The organism is Brytella acorum (assembly GCF_029309905.1).
GTDB classification, from domain to species: domain Bacteria; phylum Pseudomonadota; class Alphaproteobacteria; order Acetobacterales; family Acetobacteraceae; genus Brytella; species Brytella acorum.
Genome location: NZ_JARBJP010000003.1, coordinates 391,990 through 407,188 on the forward strand (window position 1 = coordinate 391,990; position 15,199 = coordinate 407,188).

The following is a 15,199-nucleotide window of genomic DNA, read 5'->3' on the forward strand; positions in this document are numbered from 1 at the left end:
ACCAATGACGATTCCGTCCCCTTTTCGGAGTTCGTCTCATGGCCCGCACAAAATCCGCCGAGAATGCTAACGATCCCGCCACGGGACGTCCGCTGCCCGATGGTGTGAGTTGCCGGGGTCCAAAGCAGTATCGGGCACGCAAACTGGTCAACGGCGAGCGGATCGTCAGAACATTCGATACAGCCCGTCTCGCCCGCGCGTGGCTTGAAGAGACGTCGGTCAAGGTTCGTGAGGGCCGCAATATCGATGTCCGTACCCTGGACAACATCGTGCTTCGAACGCTGATCGAAAGATATCGCGATGAGTGCATGGCTCATCGCGAGCGCGATCGCACTGGTCATATTCCAGCCCTGCTCCGCGACACGATCGCTGACCTGAAGCTCTCCCGCCTGACGATCCCGGCTGTCAGAGGTTTCAGGGACAGACAGGCGAAAGATCTGGCCCCCGCGACCGTTGTGAAACGCCTCAACCTTCTCGCATCCATTCTGCAGCATGCAATGTCTGAGTGGGACGTGCCGCTGCCGCAAAATCCGGCTTCAGGGCGCCTGATCAAGCGACCGGCGGGGGCAGACCGGAAGCGCAATCGCAGGCTGGAAGAGGCAGCCTGTTCCGCAGGGAGCGTCTCGCCGGGGGAGCACGAGCCTTCCGGAGAGTATGAGCGTCTGCTGGACGCTGTGAGATCAGACACCCATCCTGATGATGTCTGGCTCGTCAGGTGGTCCGTCGAGCAGGCCACCCGCCTGAGCGAAGCCACCTCTCTGCGCTGGTGTGACGTCGACCTCACAGGAAGAACCATCAGTCTGGCGCACACCAAAACCATCCATCTCGCGGAAGAGCGAGGCCCCGAAATCCGGCCCCTGATGCCCGGCGCGCGGGCCCTGCTTCGTGAGAAACTCGCGTCGTTCGACACTCCGCCACTACCCGAAGATCTGATTTTCGATGTCGGCGACGAACGCGCTTTTTCGGTCCGCTATGGCCGGATGGTGAAACGGGCCGGTCTTCACGACCTGACCTTCCACGACCTGAGGCACGAGGCAACCTCGCGACTGGCCCGTCTGTTTCCCAACCCTCTGGACCTGTGCAGGGTCACCGGGCATCGCGACCTCAAAAGTCTGGATCGCTACTACCAGCCCGTGCTCACGACCCTTGCTGAGGATGCGGAAGAGCGCGCCCGTGTGCTTGGCTTCATTTATGACAGCGACGAAAGCGCGACCATGTAGATGCGCCCCACAGATACGTATGTGAGCATAACAAAACCCGTCTTGAAATATTTTGTTATCGTTCTTGCTGCTGCGGAAATTCTCTCTGCCCAGAAACCGGAAACGCCCCGCAAAAATAATATTCGGAACGAAAGCGGAATTACTGCCATCGGTTTCGCATTGAATTTTACTGGATACTTCCGACTATCCTGAATGCGGCACAGGGAAGCAGTGAGGACGGACGTGTGGATCACCGGAATAACGGCAGCGCCTGCGAGGTCATGACTTCGAGAGAAGCGGCGGAATACCTGCGACTATCATACGATGCCTTTCGCACAATGCGATCCCGCAATCAGGGGCCGACCGTCTTTATTGCGATCGGTCGACGGCTTCGCTTTCGCAAGCGGGATCTGGACGCTTTTCTGGCATCGCGAGTTCAGTGCGACGCTCGCGTTTCCGACCCGGGCCAGATCAAAGGTACTTCTGCTGCACCTGACCAGACCATCGTCCTGGCAAAGCGTAAAAGGGGCCGTCCGCGCTCCACAGGCCAGATCGTGGTCATGCCCGTCTCCGTTTACGTACGGGCCGCTGCCTTTCTGGCCCTGATCATTGCTGTGTATCTCCTCAGCCTTTCATTATTCTGAAAGAGCCGCTGCAAGCCTGTGTCATGCCTGATAAAGCGGAATTTTTGTTGCGCAAGGATTCAGTTCTGGCAGAAGCGCTGACAGCGTCTGCAGACCATGACATCACTGCACTTCCTGCATGGCATGTCCGGCGCCCGGAGTACTTAAAGGGCGCCCTGGCGCGGATTGGAAGGAGTTCTTCACCCGCGATTTCTGCCATCGCACAAGCCTGTCTGCCGCGAATGCCCTGCCGTGTGCGCGCGTCGATGACCGAAGACGAGACGGCAGCGCAGATCATGGACCTCGTAGAGGCGATTTCACAGCGTTACGTCTCCCCGAACAGCCCGAGCGCTCGCAACGCCCTGCTCTTCAGGCTTGGCCCTGGCTGGAAGGAACGGTGGTTAGCGCTGCCTGACATGATCCGTCCGATGATCGTCACTGATGCCGTCCGGCCAGGCGGGTTCGCAATCCTGTGGCTGACTACGCCCGTCATCACCAGCGCCAAGGGACGTACCGCCCCTCAGGCCCTCGCCGATCAGGCTGAAAATCTGATGGCGGAAGCTCTCGGAGCATCGCGCCTTGCTGCGCTGAGTCTGGTCGGGTCACCATGGGCAACCAGAAAGGATCTCCAGGACAGCGCTACAGATGCTCAGCCTGCCTGGAAGATCCTGCCAGGGGCGGGGCCGGTTGAACTACGCGCTGTCATCAAGCTGCTTTCGCCGCAAGCAGGCCCGGACTTCGGTGAGGACTGCGACAAAACTACTGAGTTCTACAACACTCCGAGAGCGATCTGGACCACCAACCGGCACCTGTTCGACGAGGTCCGGAAGCATTTCAGAAATCATCCGTCGCCTGGTCTCAAAGATATTCTCGCCTATGCTCTCGCGGTCAATAAACAGTTTCCGCGCCCCGTCGCTCGCCTGACTGTCGATGAAATGTGCAAGCGTATTCATAATTATTTCCAGAAAAAACTCGCATCTCGCGCCACACGTCCCACCAGACGCAGAGACCCCAGCGAAACGCCCCGACAGGCGCAGGCACGTGCGGGACGCGAGACCGGAAAAATCCGATTTGAAGCCACATCGCGTCGACTGGTGCGTCTTGTGGCAGAGTGGCCCCGTGATCGAGAGCTGACGCAAACAGCTCTGGCCATCGCAGCAGGTGTCTCCGAACGAACGATCCGAACGCACTGGAATCAGATAATCCTGACCGGCAGTTCGCTCCCTGTGTCTGGTAGTACAAAGCATCTCACGAGGACAGAGATATTATTTAATGGAAAAACCCTTTGCGATCTTGTCTCATATCGGAAGACCGAACTGGGAGATCTGGCGTACTATGAAAGTTACAAGCGAGATCTCAGGCGTTTTCCTACTGTTCTGAATTTTCCAGACACGCCCGCTTCGGGTTGGGATAATCCGGAGATCGCCCTCGCTTATCGTGACGCCGAGATTGCTCTCGAGAAAGCCAGAAAACGGTTCTGGAAAACGGCTTCCAGGAAGCGCCGGTCCAGGCTGAAGGCAGCCCGGCAACAACTGTTGCGACAGGCTGGCATGAGGAACGACACCTCAGTAAGGGAGCGCGCTCTCAGCGCCGTCCCGGCACGGCTTGCAGCGCTTCAACCCTACCTTGAGAAAGAATACCCGCCGCAACGTATTCCCGTTCTGCTGAAGATAATCAGAGCGAATATGGTGAACAAAATCGAGGCTGATTATCGTATAGGCGTCATGACGAGAACACTCCGCGAAGCTTTGCCATCACCAATCGCGGCAAGGCGCTTTCGCGTGGTCCATCGCCCGAAACCGCTCGACCAGTACCTGTCCGCTATGTTTCGTGTTCTTCGAAAACCTGCATCCGGCGTTGATCCGGGCGAGAACGGTGGTCATACTCGTTTTTGCAAAAAACTCATGCACCACCTCGTTCATGCCTGCGGTTTCGATGTCCATGGTGTGGCACTTCTCAGGAAAAAGATTGTCGAGGCACTGCGGATTGGCGCCACAACACGGTCACTCCTCAGAGACAGTTCGCAGTTGCTCTGTAAGACGCGACGGAGCACCTCTCGACGTCGCCCTGCTTCGTTAACCCGAGATCACCGGCGGTGGCGTCAGCAGCCCGACCGCAGGTAGCGCCGTGTACTGCCTGCGGACAGGACTGAGTGTCTCAGCCGCATACCTCTATGCAAGTCTCACGGACCCTATGACAAGCCGCCGTAATGAACGGACCAAGCAAGCCTTCGTAATATCATATCCGCCATAAATCACTTGATTGCAGTCCCGGCTGTACTGTTGAGGCGACACTTCTGCTCATCGACGGAAAATGGAAAGGGGTAATCCTCTACCACCTGTTCCAGGGCACCCTGCGGCTGGCAGACCTCACCTGGTTGGTGCCGGATTTCAGTACGCTCAGCCGTCGGCGGAAATCCCTGATAGTCGACATCCCCTATCGGGGTTCGAATGGGCCGCTCCACCTCCTTATCGACAGCACCGGGATCAAGGTCGAGGGAGAAGGTGAATGGCACGCCCGCAAGCACGGGGCGTCAAAGCACAGGATATGGCGCAAGCTTCATATTGCTATCGACGAAGGGTCTCTGGAAATCAGGGCCGTTGAAATGACGGGGAACGATGTCGGTGACGCCCCGATCCTGCCGGTGCTCCTGGCTCAGATCCCCGAAGAGGAAGATATCGCTAGCACTACTTTGGCAGAATTGAGTTAGGGTGTCTGTTGAATATCCATCGGCAATGAGGGCAATGTGTTGGTTGTGAACGAGCTATGCGGTCAAGAATGGCCTGGCGCACTGCTGGCAGACTGGGTTGCGGTGGCGGTCCGGAGGCTCTTTTTTTTTCGTCCCGCCTGAGCGAGTCTGCGGGACTGCAGGAAGGCGTAGGCCATCATCGACATCAAGGCATGGCGGTGAAGTCCGGTCCAGGATCGTCCCTCGAAGTGATCCAGCCCCAACTCCTCTTTGAGTTGCTGATGGGCCTGTTCGCATATCCAGCGCGCTTTGATCGCGCCAGCCAGAACCTTGATTGGTGTCTCGGTCGGTAAGTTCGAAAGGTAGTATTTTCGTTCGCCATTCGAGCGATGCTCCCCCACCAGCCAGGCTTCTTCGCCTGGCATGTGCTGGGCTCCAGCAGAGCCGATCCGCTGGGGTGCACCATCTGCGATGCGTACGCGTATGGCCGCAAAACGAGCCGTCAGGCGTCCCTTCGTTCCCTTACGCCAACTGACCTGCCGCCACTTCGTCCCTTCGAGCATGGTGTGCGCCGCCACGGACGTGACATTAGGGACGTGGCGCACTCGTGGACGGCCGCGACCTGTAACCGGGAAGATCAGTTGAACATCGGCGGGGTAGACCTTTTGGTGTCGGGGAATACCGACAGCCCAGCAAAGACTCCGTGCGGTCAATGCCTGCCGAAACGGAGCTGACAACCCGTAACCCGCATCGGCCAGCACGCAGCCGAAGCGGACACCTGCTGCGATGACGCGATCAATTTCCTCAAGCGCGATTTCAGGCTTCGTGCGGTAGTCCTGTAAGGCATGAGGTACGCCCGCCTTGTCCATGCGCGCGACATCGCTTGTCCAGCTTTCTGGCAGGAACAACCGCAGACTCAGCATCAGGGGAACTTCACCCGAAGCCAGTGTCACAGAGACCATTGTCTGGCAGTTCGCATTCTTGCCTAGTGCGGTTGCGTATTGGGGCGCAACGCCAACAGAGGCTTTGCCCTTCTTCGGCAGGGCAGTGTCATCGATGATCAGCCCGGATCCGTCGCCACCAACCAGGTCATCCGCCTGTTTCCACAAGGTCGCTTCCAGTGGAGCTTTGTCCCAAAGCCCGGCTCCGATGAAATGATGCAGCCGGTCATAGGGGACCGCATCCGAGCGTGCGGCCATGGGTTGGATGCTCTTGCGATCTCCTGGCCCAATCAGACCTGCGATATAGGCGGGGCACATTTTACGCCGCGTCTTGTTGCCCAGACCATCCAGATATGGGGCGAGCCATTGCTCAAGATCCGCTTGCCAGTCTTCTTCCAATGCCAGCCTCCGTCAAAGCTGGCTCCCCATGAATCACGCAATCTGCGCCATGGGAATCCTAAAAATCATGCTTCTGCCAAAGTAGTGCTAGGTGTTTGGTCCCGGGGTTTGATGGGTTGGATTGATGATGAATCTTTCTGGCTCTGAAGTCCATATTTTGCAGACGTATTCGTAAGGCGTGAGGCCACTCAGCGTCTTGAGCCTTCGCCCGAAATTATAAGCTGCCATGAAGTCGTTGAGGTGTGTCCTCAACTGCTCATGACTGTCGTAATGGAAGCGTTTGACGGTTGCCTCTTTGATTGTCCGGTTCATCCGTTCAACCTGACCATTGGTCCAGGGATGATTGGGTTTCGTCAGACGATGTTCGATCCCGTGGGCTTCGCAGATCATGTCGAAGCGCATGGGACGCGACCAGGCCGTATTGCGATTACGGGGTTGGTCAGCGAACTGGATCCCATTGTCGGTCAGGATGGTGTGGATCCGGTAAGGGATGATGCTCAGGAGATGTTCGAGGAATTCCCAGGCCGTCCTCCGATCAGCTTTCTCGACCAGTTGTGTGACAGCGAATTTGCTTGTCCGGTCAATGGCAACGAAGAGGTACAGCTTGCCTTCAGCGGTCTGGACTTCCGCTATGTCGAGATGAAAGAACCCGATCGGGTAGCGTTTGAAGCGCTGGCGTTTGGCTTTGTCCCCCTCTATGTCCGGCAGTCGTGAAATCCCGTGACGCTGAAGGCAGCGATGCAGGGCCGAGCGTGTCAGATAGGGAATGCTGGCCTGCAGGGCATAAAGGCAGTCATCCAGCGGCAGCAACGTATGCCGGCGAAAGGCCACGATCATCGCTTCGTCCGTCTCGGACAGGACCGTTGAGCGCGGCTCTTTAGGACCTGTCTTCTGATCTTCGACACTCTGTCGCTTCCGCCATTTAGCCACTGTCTTCGGGTTGATCCCGAACTCCTCGCTCAGCGCCGCGAGCGAAGCCTGCGATCGCTGTATTGCTGCTCGCACGGCGTGCGTGGTCGTGGCGCCCCCATGACGTATCTGTCCCATAATGCTTCCTTCCACTCTCGTGAAAATATCACACCATCAAACCCCGCGACTAAACACCTAGACATGAACGCATCATGCCTGAGTGCTTAAAACAAATTAACATTACTTATATTTTCACAACTTTTCTGTTCGCCGGGGGTTTGGGATTACGATGGCCGTATCGTCGACCGTCGTAGAAACTCCGAAAGGAACAGAAAATGACAAATCAGGGCGGCACGCATGAACAGCATGTGAAAGCTGGTGAGCAGAGCCACAAAAATACCGGTTCTTCTTCTCACACCGGGAAAAGTGACAGCGAGCACAGCACCGGTACGCGGGGCGGCACGCACGAGCAGCACGTGAAGGCTGGCGAGCAGAGCCACAAAAATACTGGTTCTTCCTCACATAGTGGCAAAAGCGAAGGCGAGCACAGCTCCGGAACACGGGGCGGTACGCATGAGCAGCACGTAAAAGCTGGTCAGCAGAGCCACAAAAACAGCTGAATACACAGATCTCGCTCTGGTAACTCCTTTTCAGGAGATATCAGGGCGAATTCTTAAGAATACTGTAATCACGCCAAAGTCTGAGGCAGAAAATTATACTACATGCCTCGTGCAGCGGGCTTTGTGACCGTTGAGCTGTATCGCTGAAGATCAGGCAGAAGCTGAAAACGGCAATTCATCTGCAAGGAAATAACAATGAAAAAATCACTTCTTCTTGCTGCAGCCTTATGTTTCTCCGCGCCGACATTGGCACAGTCTCTTCCCGAACGGACAGGCGTAAATTCCATGATGGGCATTGCACCGAAAACAGATGATTTCATCCAGAGCGTCGCGTGAAGCGATCAGTTTGAAATTCAGTCCAGCCACATGGCGCTTTCCCATCCCTCACTGAATACCTACGCAACCAGAATGATCAGTGATCATCAGAAAACCTCGCATGAACTGAAACAGCTCCTCAGCAGTAACAACATGGAGGGTTCGAAAAACCCTCTGGTTTTGCGGCTTTCTCTGTGATTCCATTTCTTCTGCGTTGATTGAGGGAATAGCGCTATGAAGCAGTCTGGTTTCTTTGACGTTGAAGAGCGGCTTGCCCGATTGAGCGGGCTTGGCGATCAGCTCGAAGCGTTTTCCCGGACTGTGGATTTTGAAGTCTTCCGCCCTGATCTGGAGCAGGCTTTGGCGTATTCAGACGGCAGTAAAGGCGGGCGTCCGCCGTTTGATCCGGTACTGATGTTCAAGATCCTGATGATCCAGACGCTGAATAATTTGTCTGATGAGCGGACAGAGTATCTGATCAATGACCGCCTGTCGTTCATGCGTTTCCTTGGCCTGGGGCTGTCGGACCGTGTGCCGGATGCCAAAACGGTCTGGCTGTTCCGTGAACGCCTGACCCAGGCGGGAGCCATTGAAAGACTGTTTGGCCGGTTTGATGCAACTCTGCGGAACGCCGGTTATCTCCCGATGTCCGGCCAGATCCTGGATGCCACACTGGTAGCTGCTCCCAAGCAGCGCAATACGAACGCTGAGAAAGCCGATCTTCGGGAAGGGCGTATTCCTGAAGACTGGCAGGACAAACCCGCAAAGCTGTCGCACAAGGACCGTCATGCGCGCTGGACACTGAAGTTCACCAAAGCAAAGCGGCAGGATGATGGAACCATGCCATCCAGCGATCTCGCCATCCCGTTCTTTGGCTATAAATCGCACATTTCCATCGATCGAAAATTCCGGTTCATCCGAAAATGGAAGACGACGGATGCCGCCGCCAGTGATGGTGCGCGATTGAGAGAAGGGCTGCTGGATAAAACCAATACGGCCTCAAGCGTTTGGGCCGACACGGCGTACCGCTCCAAAGCCAACGAAGACTTCATGGAAAAGCAGGGTTTTGTCTCAAAGGTTCACAGAAAAAAGCCGCATCTCAAGCCTATGCCCCAACATATCCAGAAATCGAATGCTGGAAAGTCGGTCATCCGCTCGCGTGTCGAGCATGTCTTTGCCGATCAGAAATCGCAAATGGGTTTGTTCGTCCGAACTATCGGTATCACCCGGGCCACCATGAGGATCGGCCTGGCCAATATCGTCTATAATATGCGCCGCTTCCTCTTCTTGGAGCGGATGAACGCGAGCGCGTAGTCATCCAGCCGGACCGCAGTCCCCGATCTGCTCAAAGCGCAGATCAAAAGCCAACCAAAAACCATCAATCAAAGCGCCAAAAGCCTTAAATCACCAGCCAAGAACATCAATCAACGGTTCTTCGATCCCTCCAGATCGATGGCCATGGAATTGTTCGAAATTTGACGAATGGCGGCATCCTCGACCGGAAGCGGATGTTTTTTGAGTTGTTCGTAGTATCCCTCAGAAAGTTTTACGGACTCAGCGAAATGCGTTGCTGGAGAATTCGGGTCTCCAACGAAAACGGCTTGATCCAGAATATGTTGATTCAGCAGTCCTGAAAAAGATCCTTGACGGAATTGGAAAGTCAATCGGCAGCGCGCAATTCTATCTGCTTGCTCTCGGACGTCTGTATAACTCTTCCCCCCTTTGGGAATATTCATCTTGCGCATCCAGTTTGTCAGGTTGTGTCCCAACTCTATTTCTCTACTCTGATTCTTTATCGCCTGTGTTTGCAAGTATAACAAAATGAGGCGCGCACGTGAACCGTAAGGAACACCAACAGGAATAGGTTCTCCCTGTTCGGGAACGAATAAGCCTGGCTGCACAACCACAGAGGCGTGATCGGTTCGCACTGTCCAAGTCTCGTCGTCTTTGAGACGACGGTGAGGAAGTGGAGTATATGCCCAGCCAGAGAAGAGAAAACCGACTTCAATATCTTCGGTAGCCAGATAGCCGGCGGCGGCATCCACGACACGGCGATCATAATCGAGCTCAAGAACAGCTTGGCGACCGTTGTTCCGGATAAGCGTGTGAAGCCTTGTCATTTTGCCCTCTCCGATACCGAGAATTGAAGCCAAGCTCTCCGCCGTTGCAAGGGGGACTTTTGTAGGTTCTTGTGTGGGCTGCCCCTCGCGAGTGGACTTTTGTAGGGGGTATTTCCCCTGTTCGTGCCCTTCAGAGCGTCAAGAGCGAGCCTCAAGGGACTTCCGCGACCGCGAAGTGGGCTTTTGTAGGAGGGCAGTGGACTTTTGCAGGTTAGCTATGTTTTTTGTGTATTATTAGTATGTCCTTCTAAAGTCCTGTGAATAAATTCATTAGACCGTTGATTTTAAAACACTCTATAAATTTCGCTTCCTTCAACATCCCCCTCGGCCCCTTCAAGAGTCCCCAGTGCATGGGGATTATCTTGTGGATGGATGGAGACGCTGGGGCTTGTTGAAATAAGGTCGAATCCTTCTTCACGGGTGCATATTGTCCCCTGCAAAAGTCCACCGTGTCGTGGGAACGAGCATGTTCGTTCCCGATATCCGACAGCCTTCGCTTAAAATCCGTGGAGCAGAAGCCTCAGCGGAGCCGATAATACCATCGGACATTTCCTCTGCGCCCAGCCGTCTGAACGCTGTCATCAGGGCCCCTGATTTCCCCTTCCTGACAGAACGCCCGCCGCACCATGCCCCGAGGCTTTGGGTTCCGGGAGGGTTAAAAGGTCTCCCAGATGCCAGGCCTGGCATCTGGCTATGGCATCGCACCCTGGCGGAGCGACGAAGCGCGGATCGATCAGAAATCCAGGCGGACGCGCCGCAGGGCAGGGGCCGGTATCTGCCCATGCGGGCGTATCGGCCAGCGTACCCGTCTGGCGCGGATCTTGGAAGCGATCCGCCAGGCGCAAGGCAGAAACGCCGGGCCCGTTCTTCGCCGGTGCAACAACCGTACCATGGACGATGGTCTCGCCGAGATCTTCCAAGCTATGGTGTCGGTTTTTCATGCCATTCTCGTCGTCGCTCAGGCTGCGTGGCATACCCCTCGGAAATCTGCCCTCGCGCCGACATAAGCGGCCTGCCGCGACCGCTACGGTCGTCCGAGTTGAACCCGGTGGAAAACGTCCGGCGGTTCATGTGCGACACCTAGCCGTCAAACAGGATAGTCCGCGCCTACGACGACATCGTCTATGTCCGCTGCGATGCTTCGACGCGGTTCATTGACCAGCCGCGCCGGATCATACCTTTCGGACTGCGCAGATGGGACCATGAATTTTAGAAAAAAGAATCTGGCATACCTATCTCAGTAAATAAATCAGACTGCTTTCTACATAACCAAAATCTGTATTAAGCTTGCTCAGCCTATTCCGGAATTTATTTTTCACGAGGAATTTTTCCAATATTGTCAATTGGGCCGGGAACCTGAACTGTATCCAATCTATATCGCTTCCGTCACGGGCTGCATCTATAACATGGTTAACGAAAGCCGTGCCAATACCCTGCCTTCTGCAGTTTTGGGGAATATATAGCCATAATATTGATATAAACTGAACATTCCTCGCGTAGGACAGCATGCAGTCCTTCATGTCTGCGCACTCCAGAATATTTATGGAGCCATTTCTGTTTCGTCCGACGGCTGACCATAAATGGCGTATTTCCTCATAGTCAGGCTTTACGCCATATTCATTTATCCCTGTAGACATAAGTATTTCTTTTTTCCTATGATAATCAAGCTTGGAGGCAAGATCGAAATTTTCCGAATTTTTGATTTTTATCAAAGAAAAATCTCCACGAATATATATTAAATTATATAGGAATAATAAATATTTTATTATAGTAAATATATGTCATTCATAGTTATTTTTTTCTTGATGTGGCCTATCGCTAAGAAAATTCCACTCTTTTATCGTCTTGCAAATCGGTATGGAATGGGGGCGGCGACACATAACCCATCCTGATTTGACAGACATCAGTATCAGCTTGCCGTTGGCATCATATTTTACTTTGGATATGTCAATGTCGCGCATTTCTATCTCTTGCCCTGTGGTGGCACGCACGCACCGATATAGCGCCAACCTTCCGTAGCCAAAGCTGCCGGGGTTCCAACATCTTCAGTGCCAAACTGCCATACCCCCCGCGGACCGTTCCATCGCAGTGGCATGGGGCCTTCGGCTTCATCCAGTTGAAGCCAGTGCCACGTTCTCCACGCCTCGTCGTCTGGGGGCATACAGTTGCGCTCATTCATTGCCTATTCCAATCATTCTGGTTAACTGCCTCTCAGTGTCTGACTGAAAATACGTTGGGTGATTTCAGTAGGTTATGATTCATGGATTTGCGATAACCTGATGAGATTAAGGTGGCCTGGACTGAAATCACCCGTGCGCAGTATCGGCGGGGCGACCTTGAATAAACACCCTCGTCGCCGTTACTCATCACGACGCAAAGTCCAATCTCACCGCCAGCTCGGGCATCGGTTTGAAATGTGACAATCCTATGGGCCTTCGAAGCACAGCTCCCTATTTCCACGACTGCGTTACAAACTGCCACTTGGGCATACCATGATATCGTTCTGGAAGCGGCAACCAACCGATCTCGGAACTCGGGGCATGTTGCGACCATGGGGATTTGTTTTATTTTTGTTGACATTTTCCCCAGGGCGGTAAAGTATGCTTGCGGGTAAGCAGAAACGTATCATTCCGTTATGTCCATATCAAATAGGATTAAGATAATGGCTACTACTAGCTATGGCACGCCACCTGGTCCGGTCTACACAGTCTCACCAGGATGGTTGACCTCGACGGTGACAATTTCGAATGCGGATGGAACTATAACGACGGTCAGCGGTGTTCTAAATGGGAATGTAGTTACTGGCTCAGCTACTGACACCGTTCTCGTTAACGCGCTTGGGAGCACGTTTGTCACAGTCCCGGGGTCAACAGGGGACATTGATATCGTGGTTAATGCCCTTGCGGCAAATACATTTTATATTGGCGGAGATACAACAGTTACGTTCGCTGTGAATGCTATTTCTGAGCAGACTTTTAATATATATGGAGGAACCTTGACGTCTTCGGACGGGTTGATTGCTTCTGCCCTGTCTGGCATTACGATTAATATCGGATATGGTGGTACATATTCGTCAGGATATAATCTTGCTACTATTCTGAATGGGTCAACCATTAATTTTACTACTGGCGGCGGCACTCTCGTCCTCAATGCTGGCGGCACTCTTCTTGATTTGAGCGTAAAGGCGATCACGGGGTACGATCCGTCCAAAGATACGATCGAGCTGGAAAATACCACGGCCGCCGTTTCCGGATATGTTATCACGGATAATGGGGGAAATTCTCGTACTATCACATTGAATGGTAGCGACGGAAACCCGGTTGCTGAATATACAGTGACAATTGCATCTGGGGCAAATGTTCCGGCTGGAGTTTACAATAACGCTGTTGACTCCCCAGATCTGAGCACAAATCCTCTGCAAATTACTTACAGCAATGGCAATACCTATATTGGTGCCTGCTTCCTTGCTGGCAGCATGATCAGCACGCCTGATGGCGATGTTGCGGTGGAAGACATCAAGCTTGGCGACGAGGTCATTGCATTCGACTGGAAGAGCGGTCAGAATATTGTTCGGCCGGTTGTCTGGACGGGCAAGACACACGTCAATGTCCGCCACGGTCTTTCCGACGATATGTCCGGTTACCCGATCCGCGTTCTGAAAGACGCGATTGCGGATGGTGTTCCGTACAAAGACATGCTGATCACGGCGGAGCACAGCCTGTTCTTCGAGGGGAAATTCGTCCCGGCCCGCATGCTCGTCAACGGCCGGTCGATCTTCTACGACAAGTCCATCACGTCTTACGACTACTACCACGTCGAGACAGAGCAGCATTCCGTCATTATGGCCGATGGCATGCTGACCGAAAGCTATCTCGACACCGGCAACCGCCACACCTTCCGTCAGGAAGGCAATGTCGTGGCGTTTACGCCGTCCCGCAACCTGACCTGGGATGATGCGGCCGCGCCGCTTGGTGTCAGCCGTGAGTTTGCGGAACCCCTGTTCCGCCAGGCCGAAGCCCGGGCGCAAGCTGCCGGCCTCGCGCAGAAGGAGCCCGCGGTCGAACTGACCGATGAGGTCAACCTTCACCTTGTCACCGACACGGGTGCCGTGATCGGTCAGGCCCGTGAGCACAATGGTCGTGTCATGTTCATGATCCCGACCGGCGTGAAGAACGTGCGGATCGTCTCCAATGCCAGCCGCCCCAGCGATGTTATCGGCCCGTTCGTTGATGACCGCCGCTATTTCGGTGTCGCGGTCGGCGAGATCACGATGTTCGAGGCAGGGCGGAACCATTCTGTCACAGCCCATCTCACTGAAAAGGAGCTCGCGGGCTGGAACACGCTGGAGTGGGAAGACACCCGCTGGACGTCCGGCAACGCCCTGCTGCCGCTCGGTGAGCGTCATCCCAACAGCGCGGCTCTGCTCGCCATCCAGATCAAGGCGGCCGGTCCTTATCTCTGCGCCGATGCCTCGGACGTCCGCTCCGCAAAGAGAGCCTAGCAGGCTGTCTTCGGACTGATATGAAACAGGCAGGCCCCGCGCTCTTCCCAGGCGCGGGGCTTTCTTCTATCTGATCAGTCATGGCTCCCCGCATTCTTCTCCAGCCCGGACAGATCTGGACACCCGAAGATGACCGGACGCCACAACGCCTGGTCGTCGACCTGCCAGAAGGCAGGCTCGCTTACCGCCTTATTCCCCGGGTATCCCCTCATGGCACCCCGTCACGCGAGACCGGTGAATATCTCGTCAGTTTGTCCATCTTCCGCCGATGGATCCGCGAAACTGGGGCAGCACTCACCAGGCAGACCGAAGCCAAGGCCGCGCCAGCTACGGAGCTGGCCAAAAAAGTCGCCACGCTTCGCAAGGCCTATGGCCTGAACCAGGCTGAACTGGCGAACGCGCTGGGGCTTAGCCGCTCTGCAATCGCCGCCCTGGAAACTGGCCGCACCAGCAATGCCAACAAGCATCTGTCGAAGCTCGCCGCGCTTTTCCAGGTGCCGGTCGAACTGTTTCTCGGCGGTCTGGTGGACCAGAAAAGCACCATGGAACTGTCATCCGACGAGCGTGATCTCATCGATCTCTACCGCCGCCTGTCAACAGAACGGAAGCTTGATATCCAGAAATATGCCGAGAGACGCGCCAGGACGTGATCCTGCCGACTGACTGCAAACGCGACGAAGCTGCTCGGCCTGAACACCTTATGAGACCTGTGCGCGGGTAGTGGACGGCGGGTGAGATTGATGATTCGCTGGCGTTCGTTTTAGGACGCTGGAGATTGTGATGGCGCATCGATCAATCGGTCAGGATTGTCTTGGGTTCTCGCGACCGGACCGTTCCACGTCATCGCTGGACGAGATCGTGGCGTTGATCGACTGGCAGCCGA

General features: G+C 54.9%; 10 protein-coding genes and 3 pseudogenes. 9 read left to right on the forward strand and 4 right to left on the reverse strand.

The window, feature by feature from the left end; all coding sequences use genetic code 11:
* The first annotated feature begins 38 nt into the window (after positions 1-38).
* From PWM43_RS08285 to PWM43_RS08300, 4 genes and pseudogenes are all read left to right on the forward strand, one after another.
* Complete coding sequence (locus tag PWM43_RS08285) at positions 39-1,220, forward strand: site-specific integrase (protein WP_289842020.1); 1,182 nt, start codon at positions 39-41, stop codon at positions 1,218-1,220.
* A 260-nt stretch (positions 1,221-1,480) separates the two neighbouring features.
* Complete coding sequence (locus PWM43_RS08290) at positions 1,481-1,843, forward strand: helix-turn-helix domain-containing protein (RefSeq protein ID WP_289842043.1); 363 nt, start codon at positions 1,481-1,483, stop codon at positions 1,841-1,843.
* A 245-nt stretch (positions 1,844-2,088) separates the two neighbouring features.
* Positions 2,089-3,945, forward strand: coding sequence for a replication initiation protein (locus PWM43_RS08295; RefSeq protein WP_289842021.1), 1,857 nt, complete (start codon positions 2,089-2,091; stop codon positions 3,943-3,945).
* A gap of 173 nt (positions 3,946-4,118) precedes the next feature.
* Positions 4,119-4,514: pseudogene (locus PWM43_RS08300) on the forward strand (transposase); the annotation flags it as partial.
* 83 nt (positions 4,515-4,597) lie between these two features.
* Here the strand turns inward: PWM43_RS08300 and PWM43_RS08305 are convergent.
* Positions 4,598-5,857, reverse strand: a pseudogene (locus PWM43_RS08305) (IS701 family transposase); the annotation flags it as partial.
* Positions 5,858-5,938: 81 nt separating this feature from the next.
* A complete protein-coding gene (locus tag PWM43_RS08310) occupies positions 5,939-6,898 on the reverse strand; it encodes an IS481 family transposase (RefSeq protein ID WP_289842023.1) in 960 nt (319 codons plus the stop codon).
* Positions 6,899-7,095: 197 nt separating this feature from the next.
* Between PWM43_RS08310 and PWM43_RS08315 the strand changes: the two genes are divergently transcribed.
* The 3 genes and pseudogenes from PWM43_RS08315 (at position 7,096) to PWM43_RS08325 (ending at position 9,009) form a co-directional block, all read left to right on the forward strand.
* Positions 7,096-7,380, forward strand: coding sequence for a hypothetical protein (locus PWM43_RS08315; protein WP_289842024.1), 285 nt, complete (start codon positions 7,096-7,098; stop codon positions 7,378-7,380).
* Between the two features lie 348 nt (positions 7,381-7,728).
* Positions 7,729-7,893 (forward strand): annotated as a pseudogene (locus PWM43_RS08320) (DUF4142 domain-containing protein); the annotation flags it as partial.
* A 36-nt stretch (positions 7,894-7,929) separates the two neighbouring features.
* Positions 7,930-9,009: an IS5 family transposase gene (locus PWM43_RS08325; RefSeq protein WP_116704383.1), complete on the forward strand. Its 1,080-nt coding sequence runs from the start codon at positions 7,930-7,932 to the stop codon at positions 9,007-9,009.
* Between the two features lie 110 nt (positions 9,010-9,119).
* Here PWM43_RS08325 and PWM43_RS08330 read toward each other — a convergent pair whose 3' ends face one another.
* Both PWM43_RS08330 and PWM43_RS08335 read right to left on the reverse strand, forming a co-directional pair.
* Entirely contained in the window at positions 9,120-9,815 is a 696-nt protein-coding gene (locus PWM43_RS08330) for a replication protein RepA (RefSeq protein WP_289842025.1), read from the reverse strand.
* 581 nt (positions 9,816-10,396) lie between these two features.
* Positions 10,397-10,756, reverse strand: coding sequence for a hypothetical protein (locus PWM43_RS08335; protein ID WP_289842026.1), 360 nt, complete (start codon positions 10,754-10,756; stop codon positions 10,397-10,399).
* A gap of 1,721 nt (positions 10,757-12,477) precedes the next feature.
* On the opposite strand from PWM43_RS08335, the gene PWM43_RS08340 reads away from it, so the two are divergent.
* A complete protein-coding gene (locus PWM43_RS08340; RefSeq protein WP_456304634.1) occupies positions 12,478-14,316 on the forward strand; it encodes a Hint domain-containing protein in 1,839 nt (612 codons plus the stop codon).
* Positions 14,317-14,396: 80 nt separating this feature from the next.
* Positions 14,397-14,966, forward strand: coding sequence for a helix-turn-helix transcriptional regulator (locus tag PWM43_RS08345; protein WP_289842028.1), 570 nt, complete (start codon positions 14,397-14,399; stop codon positions 14,964-14,966).
* The last annotated feature ends 233 nt before the right edge of the window (positions 14,967-15,199 follow it).

Bases quoted from the DNA above. Each gene is read 5' to 3' on its own strand.
- PWM43_RS08310 (WP_289842023.1), bottom strand. From the start codon at position 6,898: ATGGGACAGATACGTCATGGGGGCGCCACGACCACGCACGCCGTGCGA.
- PWM43_RS08335 (WP_289842026.1), bottom strand. From the start codon at position 10,756: ATGAAAAACCGACACCATAGCTTGGAAGATCTCGGCGAGACCATCGTC.
- PWM43_RS08345 (WP_289842028.1), top strand. From the start codon at position 14,397: ATGGCTCCCCGCATTCTTCTCCAGCCCGGACAGATCTGGACACCCGAA.
- PWM43_RS08295 (WP_289842021.1), top strand. From the start codon at position 2,089: ATGACCGAAGACGAGACGGCAGCGCAGATCATGGACCTCGTAGAGGCG.
- PWM43_RS08330 (WP_289842025.1), bottom strand. From the start codon at position 9,815: ATGACAAGGCTTCACACGCTTATCCGGAACAACGGTCGCCAAGCTGTT.
- PWM43_RS08340 (WP_456304634.1), top strand. From the start codon at position 12,478: ATGGCTACTACTAGCTATGGCACGCCACCTGGTCCGGTCTACACAGTC.
- PWM43_RS08325 (WP_116704383.1), top strand. From the start codon at position 7,930: ATGAAGCAGTCTGGTTTCTTTGACGTTGAAGAGCGGCTTGCCCGATTG.
- PWM43_RS08315 (WP_289842024.1), top strand. From the start codon at position 7,096: ATGACAAATCAGGGCGGCACGCATGAACAGCATGTGAAAGCTGGTGAG.
- PWM43_RS08290 (WP_289842043.1), top strand. From the start codon at position 1,481: ATGACTTCGAGAGAAGCGGCGGAATACCTGCGACTATCATACGATGCC.
- PWM43_RS08285 (WP_289842020.1), top strand. From the start codon at position 39: ATGGCCCGCACAAAATCCGCCGAGAATGCTAACGATCCCGCCACGGGA.